The sequence below is a fragment of the Paenibacillus sp. FSL R7-0331 genome (assembly GCF_000758645.1).
In the GTDB taxonomy this organism is placed as follows: Bacteria; Bacillota; Bacilli; order Paenibacillales; family Paenibacillaceae; genus Paenibacillus_AQ; species Paenibacillus_AQ camerounensis.
Genome location: NZ_CP009284.1, coordinates 4,309,306 through 4,327,939 on the forward strand (window position 1 = coordinate 4,309,306; position 18,634 = coordinate 4,327,939).

Here is an 18,634-nt window from a genome sequence, read left to right on the forward strand (position 1 = left end):
TTCCCGGCACAATGCAATAACCGTACCATAATATTGTATCTCTGTCACACCAAAACAAGCCCTTGTGATAACCACAGGAGCTGTTTTGTTGACGTAAACGGAATGACATGGAACATTAGCTTATAAAATAAATACTATCGCAATCATTATATAGGAGTACCGGATGTTCTTTTTTAACATTATGTATATAAGGCCATATAGAATTGACATGAAGAAAGCATAAACCCCTGTTTGGCCTCCCTGGAGCAAAATGTGTATGAGTCCCCAGGTGAGCGCAAGAAAAATACCTCCGTACGGCAGACCGCCTCTTTTTATGAGTATCTCACCGAATTTTTGTCCAAAAGCAATCGTTAGCAGAATCAAGCCCGCTTCAAACAAGTAATAGATGTTCTGAAAAATGAGTTCAACGATCCCCTTGTATTCTTGAACCGGCTTAAAGCCGCCCCATACTATAGTCGTAGCTGTAATAGCTAAGGCAGAGATTACAACCGCAAGTAACCATCCCTTGGAGTCCGGCGTTTCATTTAGCATCATAATGTCAAAGGAGTACTTCTTCCTCGAAAGGTTTATTAGCAATAGTGCCATACTCCCCCACAAAATGCATGTAAGCACCCAGTGTATACAATGATGGATAAGGGTATATTCCGAACCTCCAACACCGAATAGTACAGGCAAAACCATCGCCAGAACAACTTCAAGACCAAAGCCTGCAAAAGCATACAAGCCTAACGCCAGATAATCGCTTGCTCCAATTTTCTTTTTTTCCATGAGCTGAACCCTCCCTTTAACATAAATTTCCTGTTCCTTTATCATACTCCGAGTTAGCCGGTAAAAGTATTTTTCTTCCATATGGAAATGGTTCGCCATGCTCTTTATTTTGAAACAAATAAGGCTCCCACCAAGTTAGCAGGAGCGTCTGTATTAATTGATTTATGCGAGTATCTGAACTTATTAGTACTTCAGCCAAAATGTGTTATTTCCAGATGTCACTCCACTTTCATCCATAGAGCATTCTGCCGGTCATTTGAACTTGATAAAACGATCATTCCCGATGGATGATCTTCAGGAATTAAAAATCCTACCCAGCCATTAAAGGGTTGTCCTTCTGAAGCGCTGGGCAAGTATTTGGTGAACATAAAAGAAGGAATTCTCTTAAGGGTAGCTGGATCTATATACTCAAATCTGTAATTATTTATTGATAGCGATGCTCCAGACTTTTCAGATGCTAAGATTTCAAGATCTATCTTTAAAAGTAGATAGGTGTAACCGCTTGGAATAGGTTCTTTGTTCTCCTTGAGGATTTTCAAAGCTTCCTTTCCTGTACTCGTTTCTTTAATAGAAACTGAACCTATGAATTTATCATAATTTTCATTTATTTCAAAGTATGCTTTTGAACCCAAATGTAATGGGTTGGACTCATCGTAACCACCGTACATGCTTATGTCTCTTCTCAAAATGCTGATTGTTTTAGACTCGGGTATTACGTTATATGACCCTTTTAAACCTTCTACAACTGTGCGCAAAGGTATATATGTTACTCCATCAATGACTTTTGCTTCCCCTTTAATATCAGCACCATTTACTCTTAAAGAGTACCCTACAGTGCCTGCAAAGACCGTAATGGATAGACATAACACAGAAAATGTTGTAAGAATAACGGAAAGCATTAATTTTTTGTTCACCTTAACACCCCTTTTAACAAAATCGAAAATGTGTTCATAATCTCTTCCTTATAATATAAATCTAAGATTTATATAGAAGTTTACCTACAAGTATCATTCTCAATATTTCTACAATAATCTACTTTTTTCCTCCCATAAAATGCCTAAACATTGAAAAAACCGGGGTGATTAAATCCCATTCGGCTCAGCATTACTTATAGTTTTCTTTTAAGATAAGCAGTTCATCTATTAATTGCTGGCTTTCAGTCTGCAGCTTGTTATTCTTCATTTCTCCCCTACCCGCTTCACGCACTCCCATTGTTCTCTCCTATCCGGTCTGATTTTGCAAAATAAAATCCTAAATATGTATATCTCCTGCACTATATCCTGATACTTTGATGGTCATACCATTTCCTTAACTGCCCCAGCGGAAATGTATTTTAAAGCCCTACTTCACCATCTTAGCGAATTTATCGCTAAATATCAATAGCGAATAATTCGCTAAGCTATGTTTGCTCTGGAGGTGCTTCAGATGTATCAACGTATCCGTAATCTGCGTGAAGACAAAGACATGACGCAAACACAAATGGCCGAAATCTTACAATGCAGCCAGCGTATCTACAGTAATTATGAACGCGGGGATGTGGATATTCCCACGGCCATTCTGATCAAGCTGGCCGATTTTCATCAGACGAGTACAGACTATTTATTAAATAGGACTAATCAGAAGATAGCTTATCCCAATAATTAAACAAACTGGGTAATAACTATGTACTCAAGAATCCGCAATCTGCGCGAAGACAAAGACCTGACACAACAGCAAATCGCTGAGCTTTTGCATATTACACAAACTACTTACTCCCGCTATGAGAATGGTAATTTAGATGTCCCAAGTGCGGTTTTTATTACTCTCGCCAATTTCCACAAGGTAAGCATAGATTACCTATTAGGGCAGACCGACAACCCCAAACGTTACCCGCCAACTAAATAACCCACAACAAAAAAGCTCCAGTGACAGCCACAGGAGCTTTTCCCTTCACATCTTCACTTCGCCAACAGATCCGCCAGCTCTGCCGAATTCTTGACTCTTAGATCGAGCATTCTTTCGCTATCGCTGTCTTTAATCAGGAAGCCGTTTTTGGTTTCAAAATCCATGTATACACTGTATTGCACAGCCTCAGAATCATCATAGGTAACGGTCATCCGGTAAGATGGCGGGCCTACATCAACAGCCCCTGGCACTTTTTTAACAGTCCTTATGGCATCTCCGATGATACGAAGGCTTTCAGGGTCTGTGTAGGTAATTGTGGCTGTGTCGGAAACCAGGCTAACACTAACAATTTCTCGCTTAGGCAGGATCATTATTATGATTACAGTCAACAATACAATGAATGAAATAATGTAGATGATTTTCCTCTTCATAAGCTCTTCCTCCTCACCTTAATCCAAGAGCGCCCATAAACATCCCACTAGAACAACAAGAATTAAATGAATCAACGGCAACAGGGGCAGCTTCGATACAAGAACAGCACCATTCTTGGTTTTGTTTTTGATCCTTTTTATCAGATACAGCACTAAACAAATAATATAGGTTAATGGGTATGAGCTGGTAAGAGTTATGAATAAGAGCACGATTGCTTTTAATATAGACTCTTCTTCTCCTGTCCAACTTCCAGCTAAAGACATTATGTTAGCTAATAATACGAATGGATAGATAAACAAAGGTATCGCACCAACCACAAAAAACGTTATATCCCTTATATTCCTTGGCATTAATACACCTCTTATATTCTAATTATAGGTCCTGCGTCTCCCCGGCATAAACCTCCAAATACCCCATCATCTCTTCGATTCCCTTAAACTGCAGCCTCAGCCGCTCATTCAAATTCTCCAGCGCCAGCTGAAAAGAACGCTCGATCTGCTCATTATCCTGAGTATCTAAATTATTCAGTAAGCTTTTCATATTGTCTATATTATAAACGGTATTTCTCAGGCTGCTGATGACCAGAATTTTGCGAAGCCCGCTATGGAGAACATTCTGAAGCCGTTGTCTTTATTGCGCTGCGATTGAATGAGTCCTTCGGATTCCCAGTGACGGATCGCAGAGGTGTTTACACCTGCTATTGTGGCCGCCTCTCCAATGTTCATCTGTTCTTTCAGGTTTACGTTTTGGTATCTGGTAAAATCGGCATGACGGATCATCGTGAGGATTTCTTCCACCCGCTGCTTCTCCGCCTGAATCTGATACTGCTGCTCATTCACCAGCCACAGGGCCTGCCCCGTCCTCCCCTGCTTAATCATTCTCATTGCTTCATAAACGACAGGGATATCATATCCGAGTAATAAAGCTCTTATGGTCCTAAACGCCTGAACATGAACCTGCCTGTAGAAACGGTGATTGCTTGGGGTTCTCAGTACAGCAGGAATCAGCTCCTGCTCTTCATACTTTCTCAGCGTTGTAGTGCTGACCCGCAGGGTGCAGGCAATCTGTTTCGGGGTATATGTCTCCATCGGCTCTCCCGTCCTTAAAGTAAAACCTTCAAGTTCTACGATAGCATACCGCAAAAACAACCCGCAATATATATAGGTCCTGCTCCGTCAAGCCGGAATATTACATGAATGTTATATGATCATTATATAACTTACTTAGGAGTGATTATATGAACGTGGAAAAGATAATTAAACTCGCTGATTGAACACAGCTAAAAGCAGGCCTTACCGGGAACCCCGGTTCACCGGCAATAATGCTTCCCGTCGCCAAAGAAACTGTATACGGACAAGCAGCTGATCATCTGCGGCTGTGGGGAGTAGACTCTGAGCTTGGGGAGCATTTTGTGGAGGGCTTGCTGATACGTTCCGGGTTTTATTTTTTGACTATGAAGGGCACCGGCTGCAGCATCCCAATCCGGATAAGCTCACACCTGAGAGCATTGTTCATGACCTGCTTACGATCGCTGATGAAATGAACATCGGGAAGTTTAGCTATTATGGTTATTCGTGGCTGGCCTTAGTTGGATTGCAATTGGCTATCCGTACGGATAGACTCGAACGCCTGGTCATGGGCGGATTCCCTCCATTAGACGGTCCATATAAAGAGATGCTGATTGTAACCAACAAAACATACCAGCAAGCTTCCAGTAACCAGAATACCTATGTGGCAGCTGAGCAGGTTCCTATAGACCCGGAGCAGGTGGATTGGGATAACATTCAGGTTCAGATTGATCCGAATCAGACGAAGCAGTTTGTTACGATGTATGAGCATTTGCGAAGGTTTGATGATCGGGCGATTCAGCAGCTGTTAGAGCTCCCGAGACTGGCTTTTGCCGGGGAAAAGGATACGATTGTCTACGGTGAGAACTTCGGGCAAAACAAAGCTGCATTAGAGCAGCTTGGATGGGATGTGGAAATCATAATGGGCAGCGGTATGGACCACACCAAAGCGATGCAGCCCGCAACCGTTCTGCCCTTGCTGAAGCCTTGGCTGATTAGAAATTTAATACTCCTCATCGCTGACTAATGGGATGTCCGGATAATTATTTGCTCGACTTTACGATTCTCAAACAGTACATGGTTTAGATGTGTTATTGGTTGAATGCTGGGTTCATTCGACACTGGGTAGCCCCACAAGAAAAAAACCTTAAGGGAAGTGCCCCTTAAGGTTTTGGATGTTATCTCCAAATTTGTTCAATGGTACTCTCTAAATCAACTTTTTTCTGACCGATCACCACTAAGCAACTATCATCATCAGAGGCAGGCTCAAAACCGATTCTAATTTTGGGAATATCATATTTTTCTTTTAAAACTAAAAGAGATTCTACTATTTTCCTAGCTTTCAGCTTTATTTCAGTTCTCTCCCCTACAAATAACTCTCTTTCTGAAAAATTAAAAGTAATCTCACCCACATCTTCATCAAAGGAAAATATAGTCATTACATTATTTAAGCTACATCCTATTCCGATTTGGTTTAGAAATATATTTCCCGTTCCTATAGGAGAGAGTATTGCCTGAAAACTTTTGATTTGATGAAATTCAATATCTTCTCCATTATTCTTATCAAAGAAATGTGATGACTTCACCTCTGAAGAAGTAATCCTAAGTTCTTCAAATATTAGTCTGTCTAACTCATCTTTTCGGAAGTCCTCTAGAATAATTTCAAGGTTTTCCAAACTATCGACTCCTTTTATTAGTCAATAAAGCCCTTAAATGTTCCGTCTTGATTAAGTCTTACTCCCCGACCATCAGGCAGTTTCTTTTCAAAGAATGAAATGTCCCTATCGTTTGTAACTTTAACGAAGTCTCCTGGAGCATCAATTATCTCCTCTACATGCTTCTGTGCTGTCTGATTTATTTGCTCTGATCCGCCCTTAACTTTGCCCCAAATATCAGGATTTCTTCCTGCATGTTTTTGTAGAGCATGTCCTACAACAGTCCCTCCACCCTTTTAGCCTGTGTTGCTGAGTCAATAATAGTATCACGATTAATACCATTTCCCGTACCCTGAGTCTCACCAGATCCACCCGCAACAGGCTTCTTCGGACTCTCCACGGTCTTCGTTTCTACCGGCTTCCCTTTGACTGTGTTTTTTTGTAAACGTAGTCCACCTCCGCTCAAGGCTCTGATCCCCAATAGACCCCAAGCCTCTGCTCGCTTCGGCAGGATGACCTCCTCTTGATACATTTGGTCTACCTGCGCTAAGGTCATTCCTAATTCATAGTTCATATGATAGATCATGGCTACGCCTTTTGCACTTAGTGTCTTGTCATTTAAAATCTCTTGCGTTACTTTTCCATCATTCGCAATAATGGCAACCAGAATGTATAAGGATTTCTCTACATTCTCATCCCCCATTTCTCGAAGGAACAAATATTCATTCTCGGTAACATGGTAATTCATCGCTAACATGGCATTGGCTGTTCCAGTCTTCACCCCTGTGTTCTTATTATAGGTTTCGATCGATTTGGAGTTCACTGTATATTCGGTTCTACCTATGCTTAGAACAACTTGCGATGTACTTGTTGCAGTGGAAATGGCCCCCTGTGTTTTGTTTGTCTGGGTGATTGTAGGCTTAGGTGCTATTATTCCCACTTGATTCAATGCACGATTCCATTCATTAACATTCAAGTAACCTTTGGCTGACCCTTCTATAATTACTGAAATCTGGTCTCCGTAGATTTTTAATGGCGTATCGACGATTTTTTTATTATTGGAATCATTTCTAATTTCCGTTGCCCGTTGGGAGATCGCCTGCTTCTCTAACGGTGTATTCGACATATAATACGCATTGGTCAGTGCAATAATCTGGGCCTGCGCCTCTACATTCAGCTTCTCGTCCCCTTCCGCTCCCCAATCGAATGTCAGAGACATCAAAGGCTCCAACCTGGTAACAACGGCTTGCGGTTTACCCGTGAAACTTATTTTTGTACGCAACCGGAATAAAAAACGGGAGTGGCTGGCGATTTTAAGTACAGATGTTACGCTAGATGCTGCTGAAATCATACGCATCTATAGTATTCGCTGGAGTATTGAGACCTTTTTCAAAGTCACCAAAAGTTATTTGAAATTAGGAACGGAGTTCCATGGACGCTCTTTGACCAATTGGTTAGTCATACTACGATTGTTTTCAGCCGATATCTGGCAATTGAATACGAGCGGCGTCAGTCGAGTGATGACCGGACACTCGGAGGACTCTTCTTTCTCTTTGCCGACGAGGTCCGCGATCCGGACTATCAAACCGCACTTCAGCAGCTCCTGGGTTTATTTTTCGAATTATCCCAAGCGAAAACAAAGAAGAACAAAATAACTGTTTTTTGTCAACTACAGGAATGGATCTCCGTTTTACCCAGCTACATTAAGGGGTTGTTTAGAGATTTGAGCTGCGAAAGTTGAGATACTTATAAGTTTCATCAGATAAAAAAATAGACGGCTATCATTAAAAATAGCCGCCGCCTAACAAAGTTACATTAGCTTAAGTTAATTTTATTTTTTATTGCTATCAGTAATTCTTTGACTTCCAATTCACAACTAGGATTACGTCGTAAAAAATTATCAACAGCTTCTTGAAGATACCGATAAAACACATTATTATCTACTACCAAAATTTCATCTTTCTCTACTGCCGGATAATCAAAATAGTAGGTAACTCTACGCTTGGGTCGTAAGATCTCTCGCATAAGGACGTAGGTCGATTTACACTGGTATTACATGGGTTAGATGTGTTATTGAATGAATAATGGGTTCATTCGGCACTGGGTAGCCCCCACCTAATTTAGATAGCCTGCCTTCTTAAGCACTGTAATATTGGCAGGAAAAAGTGTCGAATCTTGTGTTTGCTGTTCAATATCAGAAGTTTCGATGAAGGAACAAGTTTCACAGTGCCTATACAAATTCGTGCTTTCAATATCAGTAAGGATTCGTAGATGGTCACTTTTGCATTGAGGACACACTACTGATGATGTAAATGTAATAATATCTTTAACGAGTTTTGAAATTCTACGTAGAACTTCAAGTTCTGACTTTGGGGCTCGGTTAATATAACCTTCAACAATTAATTTAAAATCGTCACCTGTTGTACCAATCACATATTTTTCAGGAGTAATGGTAGAGATAAAGCGAAAGATATTCTTCTCATTTTCCGTAAACTTGTAATTATTGGTTCGTTGCCTACCCTCTAATATTTGGTAAATAGCATCCTGGTTACTCTTCACTATGTCTATTAACCTAGTCAAGAAGCTAGTCAAATCCATATTTTTCATTTCTGAAAACAACCTAACTGATTCTGCCCATAATAAATCTGCTGCTCTTTTATTTTTCATAATCTACAGCCTTTCGCTGATAATAAAAACTCACTTATGGGGGCAAATTCATTGCCCCCATAATCTTAATGTATCATTTTGGTGCAGGTATAGGGTATGTGCTAATCAAATTGCCTCTACTGTCGGTTATAATTTGAATCCATGTGGTTTGTGTGCCACCAACATCAGGAATGCTTGGTTTTACAGTACCGACAACTTTCCCAGTATCTACCACTCGCGAATACTGCCCTGAAGATAATACCGTGGCAGGTGTCTGAATAACATCTTTCCTACCTAATATGCCCTTAACTTCATTCTCACTTACAGTGAATTGACCTGCATTTTTTCCTGGTGACAAGTGTCGGTCAGTAACATGTTCCCAACCTGCATTTTCAGAAGGACTAAATCTAGTCGGTCCATTTGCGATGTTTATTCGATTCTGTACGACCCCAGGAATATTAGCAGTTTTACCAGCGCCCTGAGTTCCACCATTCCCACCCGCAACAGGCTTCTTCGGACTCTCCACGGTCTTCGTTTCTACCGGCTTCCCTTTGACTGTGCTTTTTTGTAAACTTAGTCCGCCTCCGCTCAAGGCTTTGATCCCCAATAGACCCCAAACCTCTGCTCTCTTCGGCAGGATGACTTCCTCTTGATGCATTTGGTCTACCTGCGCTAAAGTCATTCCTAATTCATAGTTCATATGATAGATCATGGCTACGCCTTTTACACTTAGCGTCTTGTCATTTAATATTTCTTTAGTTACTTTTCCACCATTTGCGATAATGGCATCCAGAATGTATAAGGATTTTTCTACATTCTCATCCCCCATTTCTCGAAGGAACAAGTACTCATTCTCGGTAACATGGTAATTCATCGCTAACATGGCATTGGCTGTTCCGGTCTTCACGCCTGTGTTCTTATTATAGGTTTCGATCGATTTGGAGTTCACTGTAAATTCGGTTCGGCCTATGCTTAGAACGACTTGAGATGTACTTGTTGTCGTGGAAATGGACCCCTGCGTTTTGTCTGTCTGGGTGATTGTAGGCTTAGGTGCTATTATTCCCACTTGATTCAATGCACGATTCCATTCATTAACGTCCAGGTAACCCTTCGCTGACCCTTCTATAATTGTTGAAATCTGGTCTCCGTAAATTTTTAATGGCGTATCGACAGTTTTTTTATTATTAGAATCTTTTCTAATTTCCGTTGCCCGTTGGGAGATCGCCTGCTTCTCTAATGGTGTATTCGCCTTATAGTACGCATTGGTCAGTGCAATAATCTGGGCCTGCGCCTCTACATCCAGCTTCTCGTCCCCTTCCGCTCCCCAATCGAATGTCAGACATCAAAGGCTCCAACCTGGTAACAACGGCTTGCGGTTTACCCATGAAACTTATTTTTGTACGCAACCGGAATAAAAAACGGGAGTGGCTGGCGATTTTAAGTACAGATGTTACGCTAGATGCTGCTGAAATCATACGCATCTATAGTATGCGCTGGAGTATTGAGACCTTTTTCAAAGTCACCAAAAGTTATTTGAAATTAGGAACGGAGTTCCATGGACGCTCTTTGACCAATTGATTAGTCATACTAAGATTGTTTTCAGCCGATATCTGGCAATTGAATACGAGCGGCGTCAGTCGAGTGATGACCGGACACTCGGAAGACTCTTCTTTCTCTTTGCCGACGAGGTCCGCGATCCGGACTATCAAACCGCACTTCAGCAGCTCCTGGGTTTATTTTTCGAATTGTCCCAAGCGAAAACAAAGAAGAACAAAATAACTGTTTTTTGTCAACTACAGGAATGGATCTCCGTTTTACCCAGCTATATTAAGGGGTTGTTTAGAGATTTGAGCTGCGAAAGTTGAGATACTTATAAGTTCCATCAGATAAAAAAATAGACGGCTATTATTAAAGATAGCCGCCTAACAAAGTTACATTAGCTTAAGTTAATTTTATTTTTTATTGCTATCAGTAATTCTTTGACTTCCAATTCACAACTAGGATTACGTCGTAAAAATTTATCAACAGCTTCTTGAAGATACCGATAAAACACATTATTATCTACTACCAAAATTTCATCTTTCTCTACTGCCGGATAATCAAAATAGTAGGTAACTCTGTGTTCTCCGAAATAACCTTCTTCCCAAGGTTGAAGTTCTTCAGCAAAAACGCACCAAATTCCCCCTAACCCAAAACCTTCGCCATTCGAATAATTTTTAAGAGCATCTAAAAAATATCCATCTCCTAAGTTGGAATAGTACAGATCAATAAGTTCTAACTCTTTATTCGACTCAATTGACATATTTGCTCTCCTTAAATCACTCATTTTAATGTTGGGAAGAAGTTTGTTATTTCCCCATTATCGATATACCCTTGGAACTTTAATCCGTTTGATGAAGTACCAGTTATTATTCTCCCATTAATAGTTCCGTTTGCCAGTGCTTCTCGGCCCCACTGTAACATTTGCTCATTAGTAATTACGCTTGGGTCGTACACGGTTTTTGGATTAGGGATATTTTTATACTGTCCCGGTATAATGTTTCCCTTTGTATCAACCGCAGGCAACTGATATTTAATCTCATAAACGCCTTTAATAGTGGGATGTGGTGTCTTAGATATTATATTCTCATCAAGACTCCATCCTCTATCAGTAAATGCCTTATTAAAATTGTCCAAATTGTGCCCTCCGACAATTCCTTTATTACCTTTTCGAATCACATCCTCAACTTCTATTAAATGGGTATCATATCCGGACTTTAACTTCAGACCATTACCCAGCCCACCAGATCCACCCGCAACAGGCTTCTTCGGACTCTCCACGGTCTTCGTTTCTACCGGCTTCCCTTTGACTGTGCTTTTTTGTAAACGTAGTCCGCCTCCGCTAGGCTTTGATCCCCAGAAGACCCCAAGCCTCTGCTCTCTTCGGCAGGATGACTTCCTCTTGATACATTTGGTCTACCTGCGCTAAGGTCATTCCTAATTCATAGTTCATATGATAGATCATGGCTACGCCTTTTACACTTAACGTCTTGTCATTTAATATCTCCTTAGTTACTTTCCCGTCGTTGGCGATAATTGCATCCAGAATGTATAAGGATTTCTCGACACTGTCCAGACCCATGTCCACGATAAACAGGTATTCATTTTTCGTGACATTATAATTCATGTTCAGTGATGCTTTGACCAGCTCGGTTTCGGTCTTCTGAATGGTGTTAATGGTTCTTACCGATTGGGAGCTTACGGTAAGATTGGTCCGGTCAATTGTTGTTGTAGTCTGCGTGTAGGAGGTGATCGTATTGGCTGTACCGGATTTTTCACTCAGCGTGTTGTTGGACTCCATTTTTATCCCCACACTGATCAAGGTTTTGCTCCACTCCGCAGAGGTTGCATAGCCTTTAGTAGTGCCATGTACTACAGCCTTAGTAATTTCCTCGGCTTGTATTTTCAGCGGTGTGTCGACTGCTTTATAACTAGCTTATTTCTTGATAATTGATCTGTCAGTATTTGCTCGTACATATCATTTCCTGTTCTATTTACTACATTCCACTGATTTCTTGGAATACATGCTTGAGTTAAAGCCTGTGAAGACCTTGTATTAGGTATAAGCGTATTACCATCTCTAACAATAATCAATTGGTACTTGTGAAGGTTTAATTTCTCCACTTTTCAAAGCACCAACGAGGTCATCAACATTCTTAATAGGTCTTCCTGCAACAGAAGAGTAGTATTTTATTCCATCGTCACTAAATTTACCCGCATTGTAAGTTTTCTTAGCAAAAATTAGCGTTATCCAGTACTGGGTATGATGCCAAGTCCTTTTCATTCATACGAGTTACAGTCATTACATTACAATGGGCATGAATCTCGGGTAATCCCCGCCATTAAATAGACTTGAACTGCACGAAGACAACTGAATGAAATTTTATTCCTTATATTGAAATGAAGGTTCTATCATCCCCCTGCTGATTCAAGGTTAGGTTACGGGTCTAAGAAGAACTATTACGCTCCATTTTTTGTAATTTCCCAATGAAATCTTCGAATATTTTTCGTGTAACCACACCACACTTTGGAAGCAATTTCTCAATTCGTTGTATGGTTAAGTTATCGCTTATAAGTCCAATATTATTTGTACTAACGATCCCTCTTAATGAATCTACACACGTTTCGAACAATTCATCGTTATCAATATTAGATAGCAAAGTTAAAGTATTTATAATGACATCATCGTTAATACCGCTATCTGTACAGTAAGCAAACCTTACTTGCCAGTCTATAGGTTTTGAAAGAACGTTAGTTTGTAGTTTTGCCCAATCACTATTATTGAATTTCTCTAACATATCTCTAGCTATTGAAAATCCCTCATCATACCAATAATCCAATGTAAATACCCCTAATAAATATTCGTCAAGTTCTTCATACATATTTTAGTCCGCCTGTTTTTTTCATATTCCTTACTGAAATCCTGATAACAATGATGTTGCCCCTCCGCCTGTCGGATACCCGGATACCACATTATTACCAATTTTGATAATCTCAACTTGCTAACCACCAACAACAGCTCTGTGTAATGTTGCACCATCCGTGACACGCTGACCAATACTTGGAGTATCTCCGATTTTATAGATACTATCAACAATCTTCTTATCAGACCATGAATCCGGAAATAGCGTGCTTGTCTTGATTTTTGAAACGTTACCGTCTTCAAACTCGGTTAAAAATTTTACTTTCTTTGTGCCATCAGCGTTAATTGATACCACTTCAACTGAATATTTAGGATTTGAATTAGATATAATTGGTGAATGTCCACCAATTAATTCATTCTTATTAAGGTCTTTACGTTGACCATACAATATCTTTTCTTTCAATTCATCACTGATTGTACTTTTATAAGCATTCCCCGCACCCTGAGTCCCGCCATTTCCACCCGCGAGAGGCTTCTTCGGACTCTCAACGGTCTTCGTTTCTATTGGCTTCCCTTTGACTGTGTGTTTTAAAGAATTAGTCCGCCTCTGCTCAAGACTTTTATCCCCAGAAGACCCCAAGCCTCTGCTCTCTTCGGCAGGATGACTTCTACTTGATGCATTTGATCTACCTGCGCTAAGGTCATTCCTAATTCAGAGTTAATATAATACATCATGGCTACGCCTTTTACACTTAGCGTCTTGTCATTTAATATTTCTTTAGTTACTTTTCCACCATTTGCAAAGCATACACAGTGGTCTTCCCCGGGCCCTCAACCTGCTTAATACGGCCTACTTCATCATGAATCATGAGCATACCTGGTACTGTAGCTATCGGTCTTCGTAGTCTGCCGCCCTGCGTCATCATACGTACCAAGGTCACCGACAGCCAGCAGATTGAAGTCAGCTATGGATATGACAGTGCCGGCAATAAGCTATTCATGCTGGACGGACGGGGGAAGCTGACTCAATACAACTACGGCTCGTTTGGATTGCTGCGGTCCGTGGTCGATGCTTCCAATCAGACCACCAGTTATAAGTATGATCTGGCGCTGAACAAGACGCGAGAAACGGACCGGATGCAGCGGGCCATTACATATGCTTATGATAACCGGACTCTGTTGACTGCAAAGAAGGCCGCCGATACCGGGGACCAGGTGCTGTACAGCATATAATTGGCTACGGTTGCCTGATTCAGATCTACTGTGCTTACATAGTATCCTTCTGCCCAAAATTTCCGATTTTCCGTATTAATACTTGAGCTGGGAGTGCTTCTCGAATATCATAAGCGAACTTTTTCCCTTTAGATAGCCCATGAATGTTGAGAGCGCAATTTTCGGTGGGATCGCGACCAGCATGTGTACATGATCCGGCATCATGTGACCTTCTAAAATTTCGGCTCCCTTATACTTACATAGACGTTTGAAAATTTCGATTAGATCTTTCCTCACTTGATTATAGATTTCTTTCCGTCTATACTTCGGGGTGAACACGATATGGTATTTGTACATCCACTTCGTGTGAGCTAGGCTGTAGCTCTTATTTACCATCTTTGAGCATTCCTTTCCTTTGAGCCTTAACATCTCAATTCTATCGCCGTGTTTCACTCGCTTAACTGGCTAAAGCCATAATAAAAACCGGAGGTAAATTCCGCCCCGGTTCGCTGAACTGTGTATCATGCCTACACTTTATTCATATCACCTTCTGTTCCTCACACCGCAAATCATTCAGTGCATTCTCAAAAGAATTTGGTGACTTAGTCCGGAGTCTAAACAACTTCTCCGTTTCCCCGAGTGCAACAGCCTCTTTAATTGCATGAACCCATTTTCCTTGGACATCCATGGTCTTTAAATGAAGTTTTAATTAATACCTTTCAATTTTTTTATTAGAATATCAATAATCTCTTCAATACAATTTTCTCTCAAATCAAGATAACCAACCGTTGGCAAAATCCCTGGTATCTCAGTATCATCCTTCAACTTACCACTAACACATCATTCTTCTTGCTTTTTACAAACAATACCGTAGCAATCAGTTGTATTATAAAGATAAACATTGCTAACCTTACACCAATCAAACATAATACTGGAGAAGTTATCATTACAACAGTTAAGCTTATTCTATAGGCTCCTTTAATTCTTAAGGTATTATTCATAAATAAGGAAATTAGCACCGTTAACAAACCTAAGCTCAATAATGTTGAGGAAAAGGCAATTAGCCAGCAGATACTATCAATATACTTATCTTCTTGAAGGGCATTCATTAAGAATCCAAAGGCTATTACAATAGCGATAAACAAAGCAGAAATCGGCTTCAGCGGTCTAAACAAGCGGGACACTGTATCAAAAACATCAGCAGATGCATCTAGCGCAAGTAGCTTATTCTTCTCCTTATCCAGCTTTGCAGTCTCCACTTTGAGCTTTGTATATAAATATTGAATTGCAACCGGATCACCTTGCCTGCTAATAACTTGAGCTGCAGCTGCTTCTACGACGCAATACAAATCCATTTTTTTCTGAAGTAGCGTTAACTTGCTTCTTTGGTCCGTCTCTAACATGATTTTAAATTCTTTGTATAACCACACTAAGGCAGTACATACAACGGTAATCACAAGTGACCATCCAGGCTGAGTCTTAAAGTATCCAAAAATTTGTTCCAGCATTGAATCCTACACCTCTAGCTTCTCATTAATTATGTAAAGTAGACCTACTTCCACCAATCTCAATATTTCTACATAAACCCACTTTTTCCCTGCCACAAAATGCCTGAACACAAAAAAACCGGAATGAATGTATCACGTCCGGTTCACAATCGTTATAATATAGGCTCTATTTAACATAATCCTCAAAAGAAATCTGAAACTCAGTGTAGTTTGCAGGATTGCTTTTCTCAAATATTCTTAGGACAGCGGGTTCCCGGAAATCTATAGCATCTACGGAAAAACGGATCGTCTTAACATCTCCGATCGCATTATTATCTGTCTTATATGATTTAATTACGGTTCCGTCCTGTATCAATTCAGTGTCTAGCATATTAGCCGTTCCTTCCATCACATAAGCGGAGAATGTAATATAATTATAGGTGATAAGGCTCATAACATCATCAATAGATGCCCTATTATTGTACTTTGCATATTGATTACTTGAATATAATGCTACATTACTATAGGGTGTTTCGATAAAAACGCCCATGTTTTCAAACATTCTATCATTGTTGATCAATAAAGGTATGGGTAACATAAAATCCTCACCATAATACGCCGTATCTTTTGCCCCTTCATCAATCGCCTGAATGATTTTATCATCTGTTAAATAATAGATATATCCGTTATCCGGTGATTCTGTTTCTAAATTCATGTCAACCATGCCGTTTGCTGCATTTGAGCTATATGTATTCTCTTCTTCTAAGACACTTTCACTTGCTGGTAATTCCAACGAATCTACAATTCTATTCGCACTTCCCTTTTCAACCAGTTCATATTTAGTTAATCCGTAAAACAGCACAGCATTGATTACTAACGAAACGGATAATAATATGAATAGAATTTTAACCTTCATTAATAGACGCCACCCTTTAGTTTTGCTATTCGTCATTAGACATAATGCAATTACCCTACCATATTATTGGTTTTCTGTCACTTCAAAAGAGGGTTTAGTAAGATTCTGCACAGCCAAACAAGCTCTTGTGATAATCACAGGGGCCTGTTCAATTGCTTCGAATATCCTAACTAATGATTTACTAAGTATGAAGCATCCAGAATAACGGCTACTTGGCCATTTCCGAGAATCGTTGCTCCAGAGAGATGGTTCATGGCGCCAAGATAAGTACCTAATGTCTTAATGACCACTTCCTGGTTACCGATGATTTCGTCTACGGCAAAGGCTGCACTCTTGTCTACCGAGCGGACAATAACGAGTGAAATGGTCTTGGACTTGCGCTCCATCCGGGGATATTGTAACTTATCCCTCAACCAGGAGAACGGTACAATTCGCCCATGATTCATAATGGCATGTCCACCGTGGATCGTCTGAATGTCATCCGGCGAGATACGAACGATTTCGACAACATTATACATCGGTATAATCAGAACCCTGCCGGAGACCTTAACGAGCAATCCTTTGATAATGGCCAGGGTAAGCGGAAGCCGAATGGTAAAGCAGGTTCCCTTAGAGACGGTAGTGTCAATGTCAATCATCCCGTTCAGACGCCCGATCTGGCTGCGCACAATATCCATGCCCACACCGCGCCCAGACACCTCACTAACTTGGGAAGCCGTTGAGAACCCCGGCTCGAAAATCAGGTGAACCGCTTCCTGCTCATTCATATGGGCCGCCTGTTCCGCAGTAATTAATCCTTTGTCCAGAGCACTGGCTTTGATTTTGTTGCCGTCTATGCCTTTCCCGTCATCTTCAAATTGAATCACTACATGATTCTCCTCGTGGAAGGAGGTTAACGTGATTCTCCCCTTTGCGGGTTTACCTAATGCTGCCCTTTCTTCCGGGCTTTCCAGGCCATGATCTGCACTATTACGGATCAAATGAATGAGCGGATCGCTCAGCTCTTCAATAATCATCCGGTCCAATTCAGTTTCTCCGCCTTGTACAACCAGTTCCATCTCCTTACCCAGCTTCTGCGACAAATCTCTGATAAGCCGCGGGAAGCGACTGAACAGCTGATCAATCGGCAGCATTCGAGTCTTCATCACTCCATCTTGTAATTCTCTGATTACTCCGCCCATGTGATCTGACACCTCACTGATGCTCTCCAGCACCTTAGACGGGTCGCCGCGCCGTCCCAAAGCATTTAGATCGGACAATGAAGTCTGGTCAATCAGCAGCTCACCTACTAGGTTCATCAGGTAATCAAGCCGTTCCACATTTACGCGAACTGTAGGCTGGTTCACCTTGCCCCGATCATCCACTTGCTCAGTCAGCCGGGAAGGAACTGCGACTTCAACCATCCCTTTAGAATCCTCTGTCTTAACAGCTACGGTTGTCAGGAATGGCTGGATTTCCAGCAGTTCCACATCCAGATCCCCTTCAAGCCAGGCCTTCACTTCCACCAATTCTTTAACTGTAGCCGTAATTACAGCAAATCTGCGGTAGCGGTCATCACTATCCCCTTCTGCAGAGACTGGAGACAGTCCGGTAGTAATAATCTCGCCACACTGCTCCTCTATCTGCTTATGAAGAATATGGTATCTTGCCGCTTTCATCTGGCAATCCTGCCTTATGATGATTTGAATAGCCAGCAGCTTCTGTCCAGAAGCACTTGCTTCTTCCGCCTTCCGGATTTCGGACGCACTCAGCACCGGTAAGGGCAGTAGCTTCATTGCAGGCGGTTTACGAATCAGCGCCTGAATCTCTGCAACCACTCCCCGGCAATCCGCAAACGTTGAACCGTCAATATACTGATTACGCAGGAGCTTCATTGCATCCAGGGACCGGAATAGCGTATCAATGAGAAGCGGGCTAATCTCCGGCTTTTTCTCACGGACCCACTCCAGTGCATATTCCACTTCATGGGTCAGATCACTCATTTCGCGAAAATTCATCGTTGCGGCGGAGCCTTTAATCGTATGTGCTGCCCTGAAAAGGATCTGAATCTGCTCAGCTGAAGGAGCATTCTCCAAATTCAGTAAAGACTGGTCCATCCGTTCTAGCTGGTCATTCAATTCTTCTATAAAGATATCGCGGTAGGCCGATAAGTCCATCATCTAATA

At 41.2% G+C, this 18,634-nt stretch carries 18 protein-coding genes and 5 pseudogenes; 6 read left to right on the forward strand and 17 right to left on the reverse strand.

What is annotated here, in order from left to right:
• Positions 1 to 120 precede the first annotated feature (120 nt).
• Complete coding sequence (locus R70331_RS18380) at positions 121 to 768, reverse strand: hypothetical protein (RefSeq protein WP_042182871.1); 648 nt, start codon at positions 766 to 768, stop codon at positions 121 to 123.
• 218 nt (positions 769 to 986) lie between these two features.
• Positions 987 to 1,682 (reverse strand): stalk domain-containing protein, encoded by a 696-nt coding sequence (locus R70331_RS18385; protein ID WP_042177732.1) that lies wholly within the window; start codon positions 1,680 to 1,682, stop codon positions 987 to 989.
• A gap of 511 nt (positions 1,683 to 2,193) precedes the next feature.
• Between R70331_RS18385 and R70331_RS18390 the strand changes: the two genes are divergently transcribed.
• Positions 2,194 to 2,412 carry a helix-turn-helix domain-containing protein gene (locus R70331_RS18390; RefSeq protein ID WP_042177735.1) on the forward strand — a complete coding sequence of 73 codons (219 nt, stop codon included), beginning with the start codon at positions 2,194 to 2,196 and terminating at the stop codon, positions 2,410 to 2,412.
• 18 nt (positions 2,413 to 2,430) lie between these two features.
• Positions 2,431 to 2,652 carry a helix-turn-helix domain-containing protein gene (locus R70331_RS31130; protein WP_042177737.1) on the forward strand — a complete coding sequence of 74 codons (222 nt, stop codon included), beginning with the start codon at positions 2,431 to 2,433 and terminating at the stop codon, positions 2,650 to 2,652.
• 53 nt (positions 2,653 to 2,705) lie between these two features.
• Here the strand turns inward: R70331_RS31130 and R70331_RS18400 are convergent, their stop codons facing one another.
• Positions 2,706 to 3,083, reverse strand: a complete 378-nt coding sequence (locus R70331_RS18400) for a YhfM domain-containing protein (protein WP_042177740.1) — start codon at positions 3,081 to 3,083, stop codon at positions 2,706 to 2,708.
• 373 nt (positions 3,084 to 3,456) lie between these two features.
• A pseudogene (locus tag R70331_RS18410) lies at positions 3,457 to 4,172 on the reverse strand (MerR family transcriptional regulator).
• A gap of 155 nt (positions 4,173 to 4,327) precedes the next feature.
• Here R70331_RS18410 and R70331_RS18415 point away from each other — a divergent pair.
• Positions 4,328 to 5,178 (forward strand): annotated as a pseudogene (locus R70331_RS18415) (alpha/beta fold hydrolase).
• 151 nt (positions 5,179 to 5,329) lie between these two features.
• Here the strand turns inward: R70331_RS18415 and R70331_RS18420 are convergent.
• Together R70331_RS18420 and R70331_RS31885 are read right to left on the reverse strand one after the other, a co-directional pair.
• Positions 5,330 to 5,827: a hypothetical protein gene (locus R70331_RS18420; RefSeq protein ID WP_042177744.1), complete on the reverse strand. Its 498-nt coding sequence runs from the start codon at positions 5,825 to 5,827 to the stop codon at positions 5,330 to 5,332.
• 253 nt (positions 5,828 to 6,080) lie between these two features.
• A complete protein-coding gene (locus R70331_RS31885) occupies positions 6,081 to 7,025 on the reverse strand; it encodes a hypothetical protein (RefSeq protein ID WP_052419106.1) in 945 nt (314 codons plus the stop codon).
• Between R70331_RS31885 and R70331_RS31140 the strand changes: the two are divergent.
• Positions 7,018 to 7,547: pseudogene (locus tag R70331_RS31140) on the forward strand (transposase); the annotation flags it as partial. The gene R70331_RS31885 and the pseudogene R70331_RS31140 overlap by 8 nt on opposite strands.
• A 374-nt stretch (positions 7,548 to 7,921) precedes the next feature.
• On the opposite strand, the gene R70331_RS18435 reads toward R70331_RS31140, so the two are convergent.
• Both R70331_RS18435 and R70331_RS30580 read right to left on the reverse strand, forming a co-directional pair.
• Positions 7,922 to 8,473, reverse strand: a complete 552-nt coding sequence (locus tag R70331_RS18435) for a hypothetical protein (protein ID WP_042177748.1) — start codon at positions 8,471 to 8,473, stop codon at positions 7,922 to 7,924.
• 73 nt (positions 8,474 to 8,546) lie between these two features.
• A complete protein-coding gene (locus R70331_RS30580; RefSeq protein WP_052419108.1) occupies positions 8,547 to 9,527 on the reverse strand; it encodes a hypothetical protein in 981 nt (326 codons plus the stop codon).
• A gap of 263 nt (positions 9,528 to 9,790) precedes the next feature.
• Here R70331_RS30580 and R70331_RS32530 point away from each other — a divergent pair.
• A pseudogene (locus R70331_RS32530) lies at positions 9,791 to 10,317 on the forward strand (IS4 family transposase); the annotation flags it as partial.
• A gap of 71 nt (positions 10,318 to 10,388) precedes the next feature.
• Here the strand turns inward: R70331_RS32530 and cdiI are convergent.
• The 5 genes from cdiI to R70331_RS32120 all read right to left on the reverse strand — a co-directional run bounded on the left by cdiI (position 10,389) and on the right by R70331_RS32120 (position 13,494).
• The gene (gene cdiI, locus R70331_RS18450) at positions 10,389 to 10,754 is read right to left on the reverse strand and encodes a ribonuclease toxin immunity protein CdiI (RefSeq protein ID WP_042177751.1); all 366 of its coding nucleotides are present in this window, start codon (positions 10,752 to 10,754) and stop codon (positions 10,389 to 10,391) included.
• Positions 10,755 to 10,774: 20 nt separating this feature from the next.
• Entirely contained in the window at positions 10,775 to 11,272 is a 498-nt protein-coding gene (locus R70331_RS18455; protein ID WP_052419110.1) for a CdiA family toxin C-terminal domain-containing protein, read from the reverse strand.
• Positions 11,273 to 11,333: 61 nt separating this feature from the next.
• On the reverse strand, positions 11,334 to 11,792 hold the full coding sequence (locus R70331_RS18460) for a hypothetical protein (RefSeq protein ID WP_156131160.1): 459 nt from the start codon (positions 11,790 to 11,792) through the stop codon (positions 11,334 to 11,336).
• A gap of 646 nt (positions 11,793 to 12,438) precedes the next feature.
• Complete coding sequence (locus R70331_RS18465; protein ID WP_042177756.1) at positions 12,439 to 12,873, reverse strand: hypothetical protein; 435 nt, start codon at positions 12,871 to 12,873, stop codon at positions 12,439 to 12,441.
• 120 nt (positions 12,874 to 12,993) lie between these two features.
• The gene (locus R70331_RS32120) at positions 12,994 to 13,494 is read right to left on the reverse strand and encodes an EndoU domain-containing protein (protein WP_231576312.1); all 501 of its coding nucleotides are present in this window, start codon (positions 13,492 to 13,494) and stop codon (positions 12,994 to 12,996) included.
• Between the two features lie 227 nt (positions 13,495 to 13,721).
• Between R70331_RS32120 and R70331_RS31150 the strand changes: the two genes are divergently transcribed.
• Positions 13,722 to 14,087: a hypothetical protein gene (locus tag R70331_RS31150; protein ID WP_081947659.1), complete on the forward strand. Its 366-nt coding sequence runs from the start codon at positions 13,722 to 13,724 to the stop codon at positions 14,085 to 14,087.
• Here R70331_RS31150 and tnpA read toward each other — a convergent pair.
• The 4 genes and pseudogenes from tnpA to R70331_RS18490 all read right to left on the reverse strand — a co-directional run.
• A pseudogene (tnpA, locus tag R70331_RS18475) lies at positions 14,081 to 14,462 on the reverse strand (IS200/IS605 family transposase); the annotation flags it as partial. The gene R70331_RS31150 and the pseudogene tnpA overlap by 7 nt on opposite strands.
• A 425-nt stretch (positions 14,463 to 14,887) precedes the next feature.
• Positions 14,888 to 15,574, reverse strand: a complete 687-nt coding sequence (locus tag R70331_RS18480) for a hypothetical protein (RefSeq protein WP_042177759.1) — start codon at positions 15,572 to 15,574, stop codon at positions 14,888 to 14,890.
• A gap of 166 nt (positions 15,575 to 15,740) precedes the next feature.
• Positions 15,741 to 16,469: a hypothetical protein gene (locus R70331_RS18485; RefSeq protein WP_042177761.1), complete on the reverse strand. Its 729-nt coding sequence runs from the start codon at positions 16,467 to 16,469 to the stop codon at positions 15,741 to 15,743.
• Between the two features lie 170 nt (positions 16,470 to 16,639).
• Positions 16,640 to 18,628, reverse strand: a complete 1,989-nt coding sequence (locus tag R70331_RS18490; protein WP_042177763.1) for a chemotaxis protein CheA — start codon at positions 18,626 to 18,628, stop codon at positions 16,640 to 16,642.
• Between the last annotated feature and the right edge of the window lie 6 nt (positions 18,629 to 18,634).

Bases quoted from the DNA above. Each gene is read 5' to 3' on its own strand.
- R70331_RS18380 (WP_042182871.1), bottom strand. From the start codon at position 768: ATGGAAAAAAAGAAAATTGGAGCAAGCGATTATCTGGCGTTAGGCTTG.
- R70331_RS18390 (WP_042177735.1), top strand. From the start codon at position 2,194: ATGTATCAACGTATCCGTAATCTGCGTGAAGACAAAGACATGACGCAA.
- R70331_RS31130 (WP_042177737.1), top strand. From the start codon at position 2,431: ATGTACTCAAGAATCCGCAATCTGCGCGAAGACAAAGACCTGACACAA.
- R70331_RS18400 (WP_042177740.1), bottom strand. From the start codon at position 3,083: ATGAAGAGGAAAATCATCTACATTATTTCATTCATTGTATTGTTGACT.
- R70331_RS31885 (WP_052419106.1), bottom strand. From the start codon at position 7,025: ATGTCTCTGACATTCGATTGGGGAGCGGAAGGGGACGAGAAGCTGAAT.
- R70331_RS18435 (WP_042177748.1), bottom strand. From the start codon at position 8,473: ATGAAAAATAAAAGAGCAGCAGATTTATTATGGGCAGAATCAGTTAGG.
- cdiI (WP_042177751.1), bottom strand. From the start codon at position 10,754: ATGTCAATTGAGTCGAATAAAGAGTTAGAACTTATTGATCTGTACTAT.
- R70331_RS18460 (WP_156131160.1), bottom strand. From the start codon at position 11,792: ATGGAGTCCAACAACACGCTGAGTGAAAAATCCGGTACAGCCAATACG.
- R70331_RS18465 (WP_042177756.1), bottom strand. From the start codon at position 12,873: ATGTATGAAGAACTTGACGAATATTTATTAGGGGTATTTACATTGGAT.
- R70331_RS31150 (WP_081947659.1), top strand. From the start codon at position 13,722: ATGAGCATACCTGGTACTGTAGCTATCGGTCTTCGTAGTCTGCCGCCC.
- R70331_RS18480 (WP_042177759.1), bottom strand. From the start codon at position 15,574: ATGCTGGAACAAATTTTTGGATACTTTAAGACTCAGCCTGGATGGTCA.
- R70331_RS18485 (WP_042177761.1), bottom strand. From the start codon at position 16,469: ATGAAGGTTAAAATTCTATTCATATTATTATCCGTTTCGTTAGTAATC.
- R70331_RS18490 (WP_042177763.1), bottom strand. From the start codon at position 18,628: ATGATGGACTTATCGGCCTACCGCGATATCTTTATAGAAGAATTGAAT.